Below are 16,599 nucleotides of genomic sequence, written 5' to 3'. Positions count from 1 at the left end.
TATGATGCAATCCTCTACAGCATTTATAGAACAAAGCGTAAAATCCCTGAATCTTTTAACTCAGAGGTAACAGAAAATTAAGAGTAAGAAAAAAACATGCCAAAAAACGAGTAAGGGTGCAATTAAAATTGAATTAAATATGAATTAAATATGAATTAAATATGAATTAAATATGAATTTAATCGAATTAAATCTACATTAAATGTTGCCTGGAAAATACTCTGTCTCCAGTCTTGTTTTCACAGAACTTAGAATATCAGGCAGAACGATGTAATTTTAATAATTAATTAAAATATTTCTTAAGTCCAGATACGGCACTTATACATAATACAATCATATCCATTAGATCTCATAATGCAATTTCAGAGAGTCTTTTGCATTGCATTGCTTTTCTTTTTTCTTTTCAGGCTATGGCTCCGTTGGAATAATGGTATATATAGTAAAGGACGGCAAAGACTAATAATGCAAGAATTGCTTTAAAATCCATAGCTTTACACTCCTTTTTCTACAATTTTTTTTCTCAGACTATGGCGCCGGATGAATAGTGGTAGATGTAGTAAAGAGTGCAGAATGCAAGTATTGCAAGAATTGCTTTAAAATCCATAACTGTTATCCTCCTTTTAAAAACTATCAAGAAAAATCCTTTTTGTATGTAAAAATAGTACTGAAATGCAGGTATATAAAAATGCCGTTTTTTACCGCTTTTGAAGCCCATTTCTGTTTTTTCAGTCGAGTTAGGTTTTTGTTTTTTATCCGGCTGTCTATTTTGGTTTTTAAGGTTTCAGAACCTTGGAATAGTCAATCTAAAGGTTGTTTAGAATTAATAAACAGGGGAAGATCCTTTATTCTTTTGCAGAAGTAACCTTATATATTTTCCAGATAAATTATAATTGGGGGATCAAAATCGGGAGGTGTTTTTCAAATATGCTTTCGACTTCTGTTTTTCTCCCGGAGTCCGATAAAAGGATGCATTTTTTATCCGGGCTTATGTCAACTACGGGAAGGATAAGTTTCTCATTTACTTTACGGTTTTACTGATGACTTTAATACAGCCAGAAGGAATATCGGCAGAAGACATACAGGCAGAAGGCGATTAATCTGAACACTGAAAATGAAAAAGCAGCTCTGCAGTCCAGGTGCTCTCCGGCAAAAAAAGTATCTTTCAGGTGCGAGCTCATAAGCTTTGGAGAGGTTTTTCGCCTTTCCAGGCTTCTTGCCCGGAAAATCAAAGCTTCAGGTTATCAGCCCGACCTGATCGTTGCCATAGGGAGGGGAGGCTATGTGCCTGGAAGGCTGGTTTGCGATTTTTTGCTTTTCAATGACCTGACTTCTATGAAGGTCGAGCACTACATGAGGGGTGCGGATATGCAGGCAGAAGCGAGGATAAAGTTTCCCATCTCCGTGGACATCAGCGGGAAAAAAGTGCTCATCGTTGACGACGTCACTGATACCGGAGAGACCCTGAACCTTTCGGTTGACTACGTGCAGAGCCTGAGACCTGCTGAAATCAGAACTGCAGTCCTCCAGCACAAGACCTGTTCTTCCTTCACCCCGGATTTCTATGGCCAGAAGGTTATCAGGTGGCGCTGGATAATCTACCCCTGGGCCCGCTATGAGGATCTGGCAGGGTTTGCGGAAAAGATTCTCGGGGACAGGACTCTTGATATCTCCCGGCTCACTGCTGAGTTTAAAGACAGGTACGAGATTGAGATTGGGGAAAAAGAGCTTCTTGAAATTCTGTCCGACCTGGCTGAGAGAAAAGAGGTTGAGAGGGTTGAAACGGATAATCTGGTCGGATGGCGGATCCGGAGGAAGTATATGTAATTAATTTCGTCTAACTGTAATTAATTTCATCCGATTTTCTGGTTTAGTGACACTGATTTTGCAGCCTTTTTGCAGCCTTTTCACAGACTTTTCGCAGCCTGATCAGAGTAATAAAAAATAAAAAAGGAAGGAAAATACGGCGACAAAGAAATGTCATAATTTCTGATTCACCCTCACATAACTGTTTTTGTGATCAGTTCCATTTTCCCCTGCGGGAAAACCCTGGAAACCCTGACCTTCCAGTTGTTATTATCTGAATTTTCGTTTTCAGCCTGGATCAGATTAAAGCACTGCGTGGTTTTGCCTCTGGTCTTGGAGGAACAGAAGGTACCTGCGTTTACAACGAGCATGTTGTTCAGGTTCCAGACATGAGGAATGTGGCAGTGCCCGCAAAGTACAAGGTTTACTTTGCAGCGGTTCAGGAGATCAAGGACATCGCCTGCATCGACAAGGACGCTGTTTTCTCTGCCCGAAAGAGGGATCGGGACAAGGTGGTGGTGCAGGGCAAAGATCTTGAAATTCTGCCCGGAAAAGGCTTCTTTGATCCAGCCGTAGTTTTCTCTTCCCAGGTGTCCTTCGTCAATGTCCGGCTGGGAGGAGTCAACCCCTACAACGGTTACGCCCCCGAGATTCCGGTTTGAGAACCTATTTTCAAAAAGGTCTTCAAAGTGAATATATCCTGCATTTTTGGAGTCGTGGTTTCCAGGAACAAGGACCTTGTCTTTACACGCAATCCTGTCAATAAACTTCTTTACTCCATCGTATTCGGCTGAAAACCCATTTTCTGTCAGGTCGCCGGTAATTACCACAATGTCCGGGTTCAGCTGATTTATGCTCTGCAGCATGGATTCTGCAATTTCCGGGACAAAATACGCTTCTGAAAAATGAAGATCTGATAGATGTACAATCTGTATAATTTTTTACTCCTTCTTTTCTCTGAAATTTTATAATATTATAATACTAGTTGTATTCAGAACCCTGGAGTTCAGTAACATTATATATAGGTATCTATGAAAAATACATATTTTTGCAAATCTAATTATAATTCGTTATAATTAAGAGGCTTTATAATTCGACCCCATTTAAACTGTATTAATATTTAGTTAATTTTCATTCATGAACAATAAGCACAAAAATAAATATATAAATACAGTAATCTCTTCAGTTATTTCAGCCTCTTTTTTCGATGCAATCCGGGCGCGCGCCAGATTCGGGCTCTCAACAGAGGTTTTTATTTCAGTCGAATACCCCGCACCTTGGAGGCTGTCTGACAATTCAATTTCAGGGCAAAAACATGTAACAAATAAGGTGTCTAAAGCCTTTAAATCTAAAAAGAAGGAATTCAATTAGATCTCAATTATTATTGGTAGTAATTGTCGGACAGCCTGCTTGTTGCAGGGTGCGCCAGCACAACGTTGATTTTTTTAAAAAAGATCCCTGTTTTTGGGTTTTGAACTTATAATGAAATTGAATTCCGTTTTTCAAGTTTTGGAGTTTATAATAAAATTTTTTACAAGATATTTACTACAAATATTTACTACAAATATTTACTACAAATATTTACTACAAAAGATGCGTGTTCAATCGATCTTCCAGCGTACCTTTCCAACAGTTCAGAATCTCATTTCCAGAGTGCAGATCTGTGATAATCTATTAACCGCCACTCCATATCAGCCTTTGATTTTTGCTGAGCTCGTTTAAGGAACTCTCTTCTCTATTCAGACCTCTGCAATTACCTCTCCCGCCATCCAGGGGTGTATTTTGCAGATATACTCATATGTTCCTTCCTCTTCAAATGTGTAAGTAAATGTCTCTCCCTTTTGAAGGTACTCGGATTTAATACCCGAACCTACCACATCATGGAGAACCGTATCGTTGTTAGTCCACCTGACAGTCTGTCCAACTTTCACAGTAAGGTTCTGGGGTATGTATTTGTAGCCCCGGATCTCGACATCAACAATATTAGAATTAATTTCTGTAACAGTTTCTTCGTTTCCTGCTGCTCCTTCGTTATCCACCCTGTCTACAGGTGTGGAAGGTACAGGCTCTTCCGAAACTCCGTTGTCAGCACAACCCGCAACAAAAAGCACACCTAAAATCATCATAAATATTATTATTTTCTTTCTCACGCTCTTTTCCCTTCTAAATCTCAGTTTTTACACTTCTATTTCGCTTCTACTCTTTTACTCTTTATTTCTTTATCCAATCGTTAGTCCTCTTGAGCGAAGCGAAAAGGACCGCGTACTGTTGCGATTACATCGCAACTCCCAGGAAATCTCCGATTTCCTGCGATCCCGATGCGCAATTCGGGCGGTGCAACAAATACATTAATAATGAGTTATGACTATTCACCTACGTTTCAGCTTCATTCTTATATTTACGTTTAATTTATTCCCTAATCAAGGTGAATTTATGTCTTTAGCAAATCTCAGAACACATTATACAGCCGATGTCAAGCCCGAAAATGTTGATAACGGTCAGAAAATAACCCTCGCAGGCTGGGTCCATGAGGTCAGAGACCTCGGAGGGATCTGTTTCGTTGTTCTCAGGGACAGGGAAGGAAAGGCTCAGGTCACACTCGTAAAGAAAAAAATTGACAAAGAACTCTTCGATGCAGCAAGAAGGCTCGTTCGCGAGTCCGTAATTTCCGTAACCGGCTCTGTCAAGTTTGAAGAAAAAGCTCCGAACGGTTATGAAATGCTCCCTGACGAGATCAATGTCCTGAACGGTGCAGCTTCCCCTCTTCCTATGGACACAACCGGAAAGGTAGAAGCCGAACTTGACACGAGGCTTGACTCCCGCTTTATAGACCTTAGAAGAGCCGAGACAACTGCGGTTTTTAAGATCAGGCATGAGTCTCTCCAGGCAATCAGGGAATATTTCGTAAAGAATAACTTTATTGAAACAGCAACCCCCAAGGTCGTTGCCACCGCAACCGAAGGTGGAACTGCCCTTTTCCCGATCACCTATTTTGATAGGGAAGCCTTCCTCAACCAGAGCCCCCAGCTCTTCAAGCAGATCCTCATGAGCGGCGGGTTTGACAGGGTCTTTGAAATCGGCCCCATCTTCAGGGCAGAAGAGCATGATACGCGCAGGCACTTAAACGAAGCCACTTCCATCGATGTCGAAGTCAGCTTTGCCGACCACTTCGATGTAATGGAAATTCTGGAAAACCTGGTTGCTTACGTCTATGCCCGTGTAATTGAGAACTGCAAAGTCTCCCTTGAAGCACTCGGGGTTGAGCTTAAGGTCCCGAAGACTCCTTTCCTGAAGCTTACATATGACGAGGTAATCGAGATCATAAACAGCCGTTCTGAAGAGAAAATGCACTGGGGAGATGACCTTGGAACTCTCGGGGAACACACAGTCGGAGATTATGTCTACGAAACTACAGGCGAATCCCACTACTTCATTATCGACTGGCCCACGGAGATCAAACCTTTCTATGCCATGCCTTATGAGGACAGGCCTGAATTCAGCAAGTCCTTTGACATGATGCACCGTACAATGGAGCTTTCCTCAGGAGCTCAGAGGATTCATATTCCTGACCTGCTCAAGAGCCGGATCGAATCACAGGGCTTAAACCCTGACGGTTTTGAGTTTTACCTTAAAGCTTTCGAATACGGAATGCCTCCGCATGCCGGATGGGGAATGGGCTGTGAACGTTTTGTCATGACCATGCTTGGAACTGGCAATATCAGGGATACAGTACTCTTCCCGAGGGACAGGAGAAGACTTTCTCCCTGAAACCCTCCAATTTTTTCTTTTAAGCTTGAAAGGACTTCCTGTTTTTGAAAAATAGTTGTTAACTTTTTTAAATCTTAAAGGCGGAACATAAAATGACGGAAAGAAATACTTCTACTGATTCTCCCGAAAAACGGGCAGCTGGGATTGCTGCAGCCAGGCTTGTCAGCCCCGGAATGGTTGTTGGACTGGGTACAGGCTCAACAGTTGCATACACCATAAAGGAACTTGGACGCCTTGTGCGGGAGGAAGGGCTCGATATTCTGGGGGTTGTCACCTCTTACCAATCCGAGATGCTCGCGATAGATGCCGGAATCAGGCTGACCACCCTTTCCCAGCACCCTGAACTGGACCTTGCCATTGACGGAGCTGACCAGATCGACTCCGAACTCCGTGCCATTAAAGGAGGAGGGGCAGCTCATACAAGGGAAAAGATCGTTTCTGTTTCTGCAAAACGGTTTGTGGTTGTAGCTGATGAGTCGAAAACTAGCACGCAGCTTGATAAAACCGTGCCTGTGGAAGTCCTGCCTTTTGCAAAAGAACTTGCCGTAAAGAAAATCCTGGAACTGGGTGGAAAACCACAACTCAGGTCTGCTGTAAAAAAAGACGGGCCCGTAATAACGGATAACGGGAACTTTGTCCTTGATGCAGAATTTGGTGTTATAAAAGACCCGGAAGTTCTTGCTCTTCAACTATCTGCAATTCCAGGAGTGGTTGAACACGGGATTTTTTGCAATGTGGATGAGCTTTACATAGGAAATAAAGACGGGTCTGTGAAGATTATAACACAGCAAAAATAAGCCGGATAACTCGGTAGAAATAAACAGAATCACAAATAAATTCCCTGGAAAAGAGCATAAAAACCGATATTTCACATAAAAGAATGAATATATTAAAATATTCTTTTAAGTGATAGAAGTTAAAGGCAGAAGTGCTTCCTGCAAACATTTTCCTTCAAGTCCCTGTTGCAAGCAGGACAGGGTACTGCCTTTTTCATCACAGCATAACAGGAAGCGGAAACAGCGTTTATTTTGAAAAATCACAGGTCTTACCGGAATATTTTTATAGAAGTATTATCAGTAATTTCCTGATAAAATTACTATCTGCAAGTCAAACAAATTGCGCAAAACAGGGTTCTCGGGTTCGATACCTGAGATAAAGCAACCGCAAGCCAGAAAACAACTTCAAATTATCAATTATTTATCCTTCAATTCATACTATGTATTTTCAGGAGGTTTTGTTCATATGGACAAAGGTGGCCAGCAAATCTTCATAATAGATCCGAGAAAAGAACAAACAAAGGGAAAAGATGTACTCAGCATGAATATTGCAGCTGCAAAAGCAGTAGCAACCATAGTTAAGAGTACGCTTGGACCCCGAGGCATGGATAAGATGCTTGTGAACCCTCTGGGGGATATCACCATCACAAATGACGGTGCTACTATCTTACACGATATGTCCATTGAGCATCCGACAGCTAAGATGCTTGTGGAAGTTGCTCAGTCACTGGAAAGTTCTGCAGGTGACGGGACCACAAGCGCTGTTGTGTTCACAGGTGCCCTGCTGGAAAAAGCAGAAGGCATTATTGAAAGGGGAATCCACCCGTCAGTTGTTGTCAAAGGATACAAACTTGCAGCAGAGAAAGCTGTTGAGATTTTAGAGAACCTGGCAGTTACTGCAGGCGAGGAAGACAGAGAGTTGCTTATAAAAACTGCCAGAACCTCCATCACTGGCAAAGCTTCCGAAAAATACAACCGCTTGATTGCAGAACTCTGCGTGGATGCAGTTCTTGCCATTCATGAGGACGGAAAAGCTGACCTTAAAAACATTATACTTTCAAAAGATATCGGTGGGCTTGTTGAGAAGACTGAATTTGTGGAGGGAGTTGTGATCGACAAGGTTGCACTCGATAAAAACTTCTCGCTCAGGATTGTAAATCCCAATATCGCGCTCATTGATGCTCCTATGGAGACCGAAAAGACCGCAAACAAGGCAAAGCTTCAGATCAGCAACGTAAGTGATATTGAGAATTTCGTAAAGCAAGAGGATGCAGCCCTTTTAGAGATGGCGGATTACATAATCCGGGCAGGCGCAAATGCTGTCTTCTGCTCCAAGGGCATGGATGACAAGGTCGCAGCCTACCTCCAGAGCAGGGGAATCTACGCAACTCGCAGGGTGAAAAACGACGATATGCAGCACCTCGCTGACGCTACGGGAGGCAGACCTGTAAGGAACATCAAAGAACTTACAGAAAAAGAACTCGGGCACGCAGGGCTCCTTGAGCAGGACAGAGACGGCGATCAGGGTAAAACCTACCTCAGGGACTGCAAGGGTGCAAAATCAGTCTCAATCGTTCTTCGCGGCGGGACCGAGCATGTGGTGGACAACCTGGAACGTGCAATTGATGATGCCCTTAAAGTTGTGAAATGTGTGGTTGAAGACGGCAAGGTCGTTGCCGGAGGTGGAGCTTCGGAAATGGAAGTTGCACTCTTACTCCGTTCTTATGCTTCCAGCATAGGTGGACGTGAACAGACGGCAATCACAGCTTTTGCTGAAGCTCTTGAAGAGATTCCAAGGACAATTGCAAGAAACGCAGGCCTGGATACCATCGACACCATCCTGAACCTCCGCGCAAAGCATGCAGAAAACAAAAACGCCGGTTTAAACATCCTGACCGGTGCTGCTGAAGATATGCTTGAAAAAGGTGTTGTTGACCCTCTCAGGGTAAAGGTTAACTCCATCAAAGCAGGCTCCGAAACTGCTGCAATGGTACTTCGTGTGGACAGTATGCTCCGCGCCCAGAGTTCCTCAATGCAGGACGTCAGACCCGAGCATATGGCAAGTACCTACGACGGCATGTCAGCACCTGCACTTAATATGCGCAGGTAAAACCTGACCCTTTCAGTTTAACAATTGAAAAGGAAGTAACTTAGTTTATTACAGGAAAAGTTGCAGATTCTTTTCTGCAACTCTCTTTTTTGGAAGAAGTGTCATCACTTCAGGTTTATTTTCTTCTTTTTGGATTTTTAGATTATCTGTTTTACTTTCCTCTTTTAAGATTATCTGTTTTTATCTTCGATCTTATGATTTCTCTATTATTTTCTACCATTAAACTATCATTAAACTACCTCAATTATATATGTAAGTAAATTTTATATTTGAATTGAAAATAATTTAGAGGATTTAAAGTCCAGCTTTTGGCTAACCAGAAAACTCAATTTACAGGATACTTTTCAAGCTGCATGTTTCTGGTCTCCGGGAAATGGAGGGCAAATCACTGGACTCTCAAACTGACCTTAGTCAACTGACCCTTAGTCAACTGACCCTTAGTCAACTGACCCTTAGTCAACTGAGTCCAAAAAATTGGCTCCTGAACGGACTTTTGGGAAAAAGAGTTTGAACTGGCTGGTTAAGCTTCATTTTTCACTTAACAGGTTCTGAGACCTTAAGCTCCTTTAAAATTATAAAATAACCCCCTGAAGAGTATAAGATAACCCCCCTAAGAGGTAGTGGAAGGTGTACTGCAATAACTGCGGATTAAAAATAGATCCGGAAGACTTTTTTTGTTCAGGTTGCGGAAAGAGAATTAAAAACAAACCTGATATAGAGAGTTCTGAACCTGAGATGAAGGATTTCGAGTCCGAAACCTCTACTTCCCGAGAACTCAATTTTACTAAAACAGTGTTCTTCTCTTTTAATAACCATAAAATACCCATCCACAGGTGTATTTTTAAAGGGATCTGGATTGTAGCTTTAATTTGTATTTTAGGAACCTTATTGACTGCATATTCAACTTTTGCCCTTGGCTCTAATGAATATCCTGGTGCAAACAGTCCTATATCACAGGACCGGATACAGACTGATAAAAATATCCGGTTATGCGAGCAAATAGCAACCGAGTACTCCAATAGCCACACATATTCAAAAGATGATGTTTATGACTGCGATAACATGGCCCAGGACGTCTGGAACATGTTAAAGGCAAAAGGCATTAACTCAAGAATAGCAGTCGGAAATTTTGAATCTGCAGGCGATAGTATAATTGCAAATGGGAAAACTGTCCATAAAAGCCCTGATTCCGGGAACCTTGGTGAGATTGAAGTTCCTGGCCGTACATATAATGTGTCGAACTCGAGCACCATTGACGGCTTCAATCATGCATGGGTCCTGGCTGAAGTTTCTCCGGGTTCATGGTTAGCCGTAGAATGTACTGGTGGGTATATTGTTTATAGTGATGAAAACGAAATGTACTACCAGGGACTGACCTTCAGTAACCCGGGGAACTATAGAGATTTCCTTTCCCTATACAGGGACTGGAAAATAAAGGCTCTTGACTATGAGAACGAAAGATCCTATTATAACGAACTTATAAAGACGTACAATAACGCAAGCCAGTCCGAACAGATCGCCATGAAAAGCGGGATTGACGTCGCTCAACGCACACTTCATGAAAAAGAGCAGGCTTTCCTTAAAACAGACTCGGAACTGAATGCTTTAATGCGGTACGGGTAAACATTCATTTTTTTACAAAATCACTATTTTCAATATTTTATTACTCCAATATATTACAATTTCAATATATTACAATTTCAATATGCACTTCCCGTGCTTTAAGACTCCCTTTTCAGGAGGGAAGTCTCCTTTTTATCTATATCTCCTTTTTTATCTATATCTCAGCAGGCAAGCTCTCAGATTTCCCCATAAAAGCGCCGGTAATCCTCGATAGCTTTTCTTGCCTGTTCAGGAAATTCTTTTCTCAGGTATTCAACGAACTCATCCCTTGACTCAGTTTCTTTGAGGACTTCAAGCATGCTGGCAGCAAATTCCCTTGACCGGGAATTTCCTTTCTGGACCTCAAAAGAGAGGCATAGGGCTTCTTTTGGAAAATACTTCCTTCGAATCCAGGGAGAAACCGACCCCAATAATACCCCTGCTTTCAGGACGCTGTAGGCAGGTACTCCGGTCCTTTCCAGCCTGTCCCTGCCTGCAAGTTTTTCAAGGTTTTCTCTGGAATAGGAATGGAGCTCAATGTAAATTTCAGGGTTCAGGTCTTCAATGGCTTCGCGTATACTTAGCCCCATTACCTGATAGTAAGCCGGGTCCAGAGTTGAAGTATATTCTCCCCTTTTGACAAGAGGGATCAACGCAAGGGTGCCTTTTTCAGGAGGCTTTATTTTCATCAGGATTTCCGTTGTGTCCCTCCATTCATCTCCATGCAGCCCTGCAGCAAAGAGGCGAACAGGTTTTCCATGCCCATAGACCCTTAGTCCGGTCTCGTTAGCGTACTTATCCGTACAGTTGTGCTTATTCGGAGAGAAGCCTGCTTTTTCATCAGCTTTCATCCGTTTGAATTCCTCTGGACTCTTTTTCTTCAGGCAGAAGTTTTCTTGCAACCACGTAAACCTCCTGCTTTTCGGAATTGATGACCTGCTGGATTTCAAGCCCCAGGTTCTCAATCTTGCTCAGGACTGGCCTCGGGTTTTTCTTCTTTCCGGTTTTTATTACCTGGAGCAGCCTTCCCCCTTCTTTCAGGAGAGGGAGCACTCTGGCAAGAGCTTTGATTGAGTTTTCAGGCTCAAGAGTCATGTCTGAGAGAATAACATCCACAGGCTCCTCAGAGAGCTCTTTAAGAGGTATGGTGAAAACATCCCCGAATATTACCTCAACGTTTTCCCGTTCATATGCAATTTTTCCAAGCTCGCTTCTGAAATCCCGGCTGAACTCTATGCCTTTTATATGGTCTACAATCTCTGACGCAAAAAGGAGAAAACCGCCTGCACTCGATCCCAGGTCAAGAACTCTGTCCCCGGGTTTAAGGACCCCGCTTTCTTCCTGAATAAACCGGAGTTTGAAGTAGCCCTGCGGCTGGTCCAGGCCTTCGGCAACTTCTATTACATCATCAATTGAGACATCCCTGGAAACTTTTGTTACCACAGTGCCGTTAACTTTAACGTTTCCTTCATGAATAGCCGTCTTGGCTCGTCCCCTTGACTTGAAATGTCCCATATCTACAAGGTATGAATCCAGTCTCATGGGGGATTGTATCGGCAGAGCCTGTATATATAAGTAGCAAGTGGGTGTTCGGAAAATTCTGAGTACCCTGAGCTTTTAACAGGATGAAAGTTAACTGGTGGCAGTTGAAATGAGTGAAGCTTCTATTTTCAGGTCTACCAAAAATATACACTGTTTATCTTTGTTATTATTTCAAAATTAATTACAGCTTTATTATTTATTGGGAATAAATAGACATATATTTAAATGACAATCTCAGTTTATTTAATGACTAAAGTGTCAATTTGAAAAGCTGGTGTACTAAAAAATGTTTAAAAAGTTTACATCCTTATTTCCTCTCTGGGCGGTTCTTTTATCCGCAGTAGCCTATGTATACCCGGAATATTTTGTCCCCTATAAAGGCTTCATTGTACCCCTTTTGAGCCTTATCATGCTCGGAATGGGAGTCACACTGTCAGTGGACAGTTTCCTTGCAGTCCTGAAAAGGCCTTATGTGGTCTTGCTGGGTACCCTGATGCAGTACACCCTTATGCCTCTTGCAGCGTGGATAGTTTGCCTGGCTTTAAAGCTTCCTGCCGATCTTATGGCGGGTGTAATCCTGCTTGGATGCTGTCCCGGCGGTACGGCTTCAAATGTGATCTGCTACCTTGCAAAAGGGGATGTTGCACTCTCTATAGTGCTCACATCTGTCTCTACAATGGTTGCCTTTCTCGCAACTCCCTTCCTTACCTGGCTCTTTATCGGACAGTCTGTGGATGTGGATGTCATGGGCATGCTTGTAAGCGTTGTAAATATTGTTATTGTGCCTGTAGTGCTCGGGCTTTCAATCAATTATTTCTTTGAAAAAAGGATAACAGCAGTCAGGGATGTCTTTCCGGCAGTTTCAGCTCTCGCAATCGTTGTCATCATTGCCATAATCATAGGGACAAACAGCGAAAACCTTGAACAAAGCGGCCTTCTGGTCCTTGTTGCAGTGGTCCTGCATAATGGGCTGGGCCTTGCAGGCGGCTACGGGGTCGCAAAAGCTTTCAAGCTCAGCGAAAAAGAAGCAAGGACCCTGGCAATTGAGGTCGGAATGCAGAACTCGGGCCTCAGTGTAGCTCTTGCGATAAAACATTTCACTGCTGCGGCAGCGCTTCCGGGTGCAATATTTAGCATCTGGCACAACCTGTCCGGAGCTTTCCTTGCAGGGCACTGGTCAAAAACCAGCGTACCTGATCCCGATAAAAGTGAAATGCCCAGAATCAGCGGGCACATACATTAAGAAATTGGGGTAAAACCTCAACGGGTTTTGCAAAAGTCGAAACAAACAAGGGTTGGAAATCAAGGAAAAGATTTCAGGGTCTGCAACATAGTCTCCTGGAATCTTATCCTACTTCACTTTTCCTTTTTACGCTTTCATAAATTCCACGAATATAACACATTCCTGGCATTTCGTACCTTAACCGAATACAAATGAAGTTCTTTCTAACTTTTCCGTGGTACTATGGGGATAAATATAATTCGCAGTGATGTATGTCCCTTTAAATATATTTACCAACTTTGATAAATTTTATATACTTTCTTTTCTTTTTAATATTTATAATATCTTTAATTTTAAGCTCCTTTTTAATCTTAAGTCTCTAGAGGTGTCCACAATAGATCTCAGTAAAAAGGTTCTCATAATAACCCTCTTAATTTTTGCCGTCCTTACGGCTGCGTTTACGTTCACGCACAACATGCAGCTGTCAAACTTTTTAGAGCTTGAGCAGGCTGATACATTGGAGAATGTAGAGCGTGTGCAAAACGCAGTCTCTACCCGACAGGGGTATATTGATTACATCGTCCAGGACTGGGCTTGCTGGGATGATACCTACCAGTTTATCGAAGACGGGAACCAGCAGTACATCGATGTGGACCTTCAGAATGAGACGCTAGCGGGGATTAGAGTTAATGTAATGCTTTTTGTTAATGAGTCCGGGGACGTGGTCTATACAAAATCGGTAGATATTAATTCTACGGAAGAAAGACCGGTTCCAGCAGGGCTTCTGAAAATGATCGAAGAAGGAACTCTTCTGACAACAGGAGAAAACGATACCATAAGCGGTATTGTTTTACTAGATGAAGGTCCCATGTTTATTGCGTGCCATCCTATTCTTACGACAAAATACGAAGGGCCTTCGAAGGGTACTCTCATTTTCGGGAGGTTTTTTGACAATTACCTCCTTGAATCCTTCAAAGACACTACCCGTTCTTCCCTGTCTATGTACAGGACCGATCAGGAAATGCCTTCCGATTTTCAGGAGGAATTTCAAAAGTTTTCGGAAACTCCTGACATGATCCTTGTAGAACCTCTCAGTGAAGAGAGAGTAGCAGGTTATTTTGAGTTGAGGGATATCTCAGACCAGCCTGCCCTTATCATCAGAGCCGATTTCCCAAGAGAACTCTATTTGCATGGTGAGAGGACCCTCAACTATATGTATTTATTTTTGCTGTTTACCGGGCTCCTGACCGGTATCGGGGTCAAGTTTGCTCTTGACAGGCTGTTTATCTCAAGGTTGGTAGAAATCGATGATTTCGTTACAAAAGTCCGGTCGGAAAAAGACCTATCCAAACGTTTGTCTCTCAAAGACAACGACGAACTCTACCGGCTTTCAAGGGAAATAAACGGGATGTTAAACGAAATCGATCTGGCGGAGCAAGGGGTAAAGGCCCAGGAACGTGAAAAGAAAGTCCTGCTCGATTCACTCAACGAACTTGTCGTTTTTGTGAACCCTGAAATGAAAATCATCTGGGCAAACAAGGCTGCTCTCAAATATATGCAAATGGACCTGGAAAAGGCAGTAGGGCTTTTCCTAAAAGCTGCTCCTGACATAAGTGGCCAGTTAGTTGAGTATACTCAGCTTGAACAGGCCTTCGTAACAGGTGAGAAAAAGTCAGGAGAGTTTACTTCAAAAGACGGAAGGATCTGGTTTTTCCAGGCAATTCCCGTGGCGGATGAAAATGGAAAGATTATAGGGGTTATGGAAACCCGCAGAGACGTTACTGAAAGCAAGAAAGCCGAGCAGCTCCTCCGGGAGAAACATATTGCAGAGGCCGCAAACCGTACGAAGAGCGAATTTCTGGCAAACATGAGCCATGAACTGAGGACTCCGCTTAACTCAATCATAGGATTCTCTGACCTTCTGTACGAAAAGGTCTACGGGGAACTTAATGTAAAACAGATCAAGGCCGTAGGGAATATTTCAAGGAGCGGAAAACACCTTCTGAATCTGATTAATGATATCCTTGATCTTTCTAAAGTGGAAGCAGGAAAACTCGAACTCGATTATAAAGATTTTGAGCTTGCCAGTAAACTTAATTCAATAAAAAATATGCTATCTCCTATTGCAGATAAAAAAATGATTAAGGTTGAAATCCAGGTGGATAAAAACCTTGCCACAATCCGTGCTGACGACGCTCGTTTTGTTCAGATCCTGTACAACCTGCTGGATAATGCTATAAAGTTCTCGCACGAAAATGGACTTGTGAAGATAGAAGCAAAAAAGAAAGGGGAACTGGTAGAAGTAACGGTTAAGGACTATGGAATAGGGATTAAAGTTGAGGATCAGAACAAGCTTTTCAAACCTTTCAGTCAGGTAGATTCCTTTTTCTCAAAACAGTTCCAGGGAACAGGGCTCGGACTTGCACTGGTTAAACAGCTTGTTAACCTGCATGGGGGATATGTCTGGTTCAGCAGCAAGATCGAGGAAGGAAGTACCTTTGCCTTCACACTTCCGATAAACAGAGATGACAGAAATGGGGATAACGGCGAAATAAAATCCCTTAACCGCGCAGAAACGGCTGAAAACCCGGACTTTTAAGAGGAGCCCGAAAAATAATAAATTTGAATAAAATTGAATAAAATTGAATAAAATTGAATAAATTTGAATAAAATTGAATAACCTATAATAGAAGCCAAATTGACTGAAAATCGTTTCAATATACCATTTCGCCCTTATCCATAAATTTTTCAGTCTCTTATTTAAAAGGTAGGCTCATCAATTTCCTGACCGAAATCAATACCTGAAACTGCTGTTTTTATCTTATACGTTTCTACCTTATACGTTTCTACCTTACTTGTTTCGACCTTATATGCTTCTACACTATCTCTCTGAAGGTTTAAAAGTTCTTCCAGAGTAAAAACTGCGTACTGATTTTTTCCTTTTCTGCATTTTCTTAACTGGTCATAATCAAAATAAAGGTCATCATAGCTTACCACATGGTTGAACCATTCAACCGGGATAGGAAGACGGGACAAAAGGGGGATTGCAGATTTGAAATAGTTCCTGCAAACTTTTTTTCTTGATAACTGGCACCAGTTATCTATTGTGAAATTTACCTTTCCCTCTTCAACTGTAAAAACAACAGGATATATTTTACAGATTATAGGTTTGAAATCACTACATTCACATGCTTCTGTTTCTTTGTTCAAAAAAGGACATAATTCCCCAAGCTTTAATACATGAACAAGAGTTCCATCATTCATTTTCAAAATATCCAGATACCTGAGTTTGAATTCGGAAACACTGATACCCATTTTTTTTGCCATATATTCTTTTTCTCCGGGCAGCAGAGTTCCTATTTTGTTGTGCTCGCAAGCTCCTCCGCATTCCCTGCAGATATTAAAAGTATTCTGGTTACTTCCACTAAATATCTTATGAAAGTTCTCATACATATGCATGGGTATCTTTTTAAATCTCAATCTAAAAACCTCGACCATGTAAAACTGAGTATATTGATTATATTTTTATTAAGTCATATTTACACCTATGCTTCAGGAAGCTTTTTTGTCAGGCTTAAAAAAACGAAATAACGAGTTTAACTTGTAAATAAAAATATTAACAGATTTATAATTTCTGAAAGCTAAAGTGGGTATAAAAAATTTACCCGGCTAACCTAAATTTTTAGCCCCCTCTTTACTTCGTTACTCAGAGAAAGCTTGTAATTCCTTCCTTTCTTTAATGCCGTAATTTACAGTTATCCCCACTAAAAGTACAG

Annotated in this window: 13 protein-coding genes; 7 read left to right on the top strand and 6 right to left on the bottom strand. The window is 41.9% G+C overall.

Annotation, left to right across the window (positions count from 1 at the left end; translation table 11 throughout):
• Nucleotides 1-520: 520 nt before the first annotated feature.
• Nucleotides 521-715 carry a hypothetical protein gene (locus EO93_RS01925; protein ID WP_048131429.1) on the bottom strand — a complete coding sequence of 65 codons (195 nt, stop codon included), beginning with the start codon at nt 713-715 and terminating at the stop codon, nt 521-523.
• A gap of 461 nt (nt 716-1,176) precedes the next feature.
• Here EO93_RS01925 and EO93_RS16690 point away from each other — a divergent pair, with 461 nt between their 5' ends.
• Nucleotides 1,177-1,824, top strand: coding sequence for a phosphoribosyltransferase (locus EO93_RS16690; protein WP_235284076.1), 648 nt, complete (start codon nt 1,177-1,179; stop codon nt 1,822-1,824).
• Between the two features lie 173 nt (nt 1,825-1,997).
• Here EO93_RS16690 and EO93_RS01910 read toward each other — a convergent pair whose 3' ends face one another.
• Both EO93_RS01910 and EO93_RS01905 read right to left on the bottom strand, forming a co-directional pair.
• Nucleotides 1,998-2,738, bottom strand: coding sequence for a metallophosphoesterase family protein (locus EO93_RS01910; protein ID WP_082098497.1), 741 nt, complete (start codon nt 2,736-2,738; stop codon nt 1,998-2,000).
• 804 nt (nt 2,739-3,542) lie between these two features.
• Nucleotides 3,543-3,953 (bottom strand): cupredoxin family copper-binding protein, encoded by a 411-nt coding sequence (locus EO93_RS01905; protein ID WP_235284074.1) that lies wholly within the window; start codon nt 3,951-3,953, stop codon nt 3,543-3,545.
• A gap of 283 nt (nt 3,954-4,236) precedes the next feature.
• Here EO93_RS01905 and aspS point away from each other — a divergent pair, with 283 nt between their 5' ends.
• The 4 genes from aspS (at nt 4,237) to EO93_RS01885 (ending at nt 10,080) form a co-directional block, all read left to right on the top strand.
• Nucleotides 4,237-5,571 carry an aspartate--tRNA(Asn) ligase gene (gene aspS, locus EO93_RS01900; protein WP_048131432.1) on the top strand — a complete coding sequence of 445 codons (1,335 nt, stop codon included), beginning with the start codon at nt 4,237-4,239 and terminating at the stop codon, nt 5,569-5,571.
• Nucleotides 5,572-5,663: 92 nt separating this feature from the next.
• The gene (gene rpiA, locus EO93_RS01895) at nt 5,664-6,368 is read left to right on the top strand and encodes a ribose 5-phosphate isomerase A (protein WP_048160908.1); all 705 of its coding nucleotides are present in this window, start codon (nt 5,664-5,666) and stop codon (nt 6,366-6,368) included.
• Between the two features lie 445 nt (nt 6,369-6,813).
• Nucleotides 6,814-8,457 carry a thermosome subunit alpha gene (thsA, locus tag EO93_RS01890; RefSeq protein ID WP_048131434.1) on the top strand — a complete coding sequence of 548 codons (1,644 nt, stop codon included), beginning with the start codon at nt 6,814-6,816 and terminating at the stop codon, nt 8,455-8,457.
• 888 nt (nt 8,458-9,345) lie between these two features.
• Nucleotides 9,346-10,080 carry a hypothetical protein gene (locus EO93_RS01885; RefSeq protein WP_156161203.1) on the top strand — a complete coding sequence of 245 codons (735 nt, stop codon included), beginning with the start codon at nt 9,346-9,348 and terminating at the stop codon, nt 10,078-10,080.
• Nucleotides 10,081-10,256: 176 nt separating this feature from the next.
• Here the strand turns inward: EO93_RS01885 and EO93_RS01880 are convergent, their stop codons facing one another.
• Nucleotides 10,257-10,910: a DUF2119 domain-containing protein gene (locus tag EO93_RS01880; protein WP_048160904.1), complete on the bottom strand. Its 654-nt coding sequence runs from the start codon at nt 10,908-10,910 to the stop codon at nt 10,257-10,259.
• On the bottom strand, nt 10,900-11,601 hold the full coding sequence (locus tag EO93_RS01875) for a S4 domain-containing protein (RefSeq protein ID WP_048160902.1): 702 nt from the start codon (nt 11,599-11,601) through the stop codon (nt 10,900-10,902). Before EO93_RS01875 ends, EO93_RS01880 begins: the two co-directional genes overlap by 11 nt.
• A 286-nt stretch (nt 11,602-11,887) precedes the next feature.
• On the opposite strand from EO93_RS01875, the gene EO93_RS01870 reads away from it, so the two are divergent.
• Complete coding sequence (locus EO93_RS01870; protein ID WP_048160900.1) at nt 11,888-12,844, top strand: bile acid:sodium symporter family protein; 957 nt, start codon at nt 11,888-11,890, stop codon at nt 12,842-12,844.
• 364 nt (nt 12,845-13,208) lie between these two features.
• Nucleotides 13,209-15,422, top strand: a complete 2,214-nt coding sequence (locus EO93_RS01865; RefSeq protein WP_048160955.1) for a CHASE4 domain-containing protein — start codon at nt 13,209-13,211, stop codon at nt 15,420-15,422.
• A 161-nt stretch (nt 15,423-15,583) separates the two neighbouring features.
• Here EO93_RS01865 and EO93_RS01860 read toward each other — a convergent pair whose 3' ends face one another.
• Complete coding sequence (locus EO93_RS01860; protein ID WP_235282899.1) at nt 15,584-16,276, bottom strand: YkgJ family cysteine cluster protein; 693 nt, start codon at nt 16,274-16,276, stop codon at nt 15,584-15,586.
• Between the last annotated feature and the right edge of the window lie 323 nt (nt 16,277-16,599).

The organism is Methanosarcina sp. 1.H.A.2.2 (assembly GCF_000979975.1).
Taxonomy (GTDB): domain Archaea; phylum Halobacteriota; class Methanosarcinia; order Methanosarcinales; family Methanosarcinaceae; genus Methanosarcina.
This window is presented reverse-complemented; position numbering and strand designations above follow the sequence as displayed.

Excerpts from the sequence above, each read along its gene's own strand:
- EO93_RS01925 (WP_048131429.1), bottom strand. The coding sequence starts at position 715 with ATGGGCTTCAAAAGCGGTAAAAAACGGCATTTTTATATACCTGCATTT.
- aspS (WP_048131432.1), top strand. The coding sequence starts at position 4,237 with ATGTCTTTAGCAAATCTCAGAACACATTATACAGCCGATGTCAAGCCC.
- rpiA (WP_048160908.1), top strand. The coding sequence starts at position 5,664 with ATGACGGAAAGAAATACTTCTACTGATTCTCCCGAAAAACGGGCAGCT.
- thsA (WP_048131434.1), top strand. The coding sequence starts at position 6,814 with ATGGACAAAGGTGGCCAGCAAATCTTCATAATAGATCCGAGAAAAGAA.
- EO93_RS01880 (WP_048160904.1), bottom strand. The coding sequence starts at position 10,910 with ATGAAAGCTGATGAAAAAGCAGGCTTCTCTCCGAATAAGCACAACTGT.
- EO93_RS01875 (WP_048160902.1), bottom strand. The coding sequence starts at position 11,601 with ATGAGACTGGATTCATACCTTGTAGATATGGGACATTTCAAGTCAAGG.
- EO93_RS01870 (WP_048160900.1), top strand. The coding sequence starts at position 11,888 with ATGTTTAAAAAGTTTACATCCTTATTTCCTCTCTGGGCGGTTCTTTTA.
- EO93_RS01860 (WP_235282899.1), bottom strand. The coding sequence starts at position 16,276 with ATGTATGAGAACTTTCATAAGATATTTAGTGGAAGTAACCAGAATACT.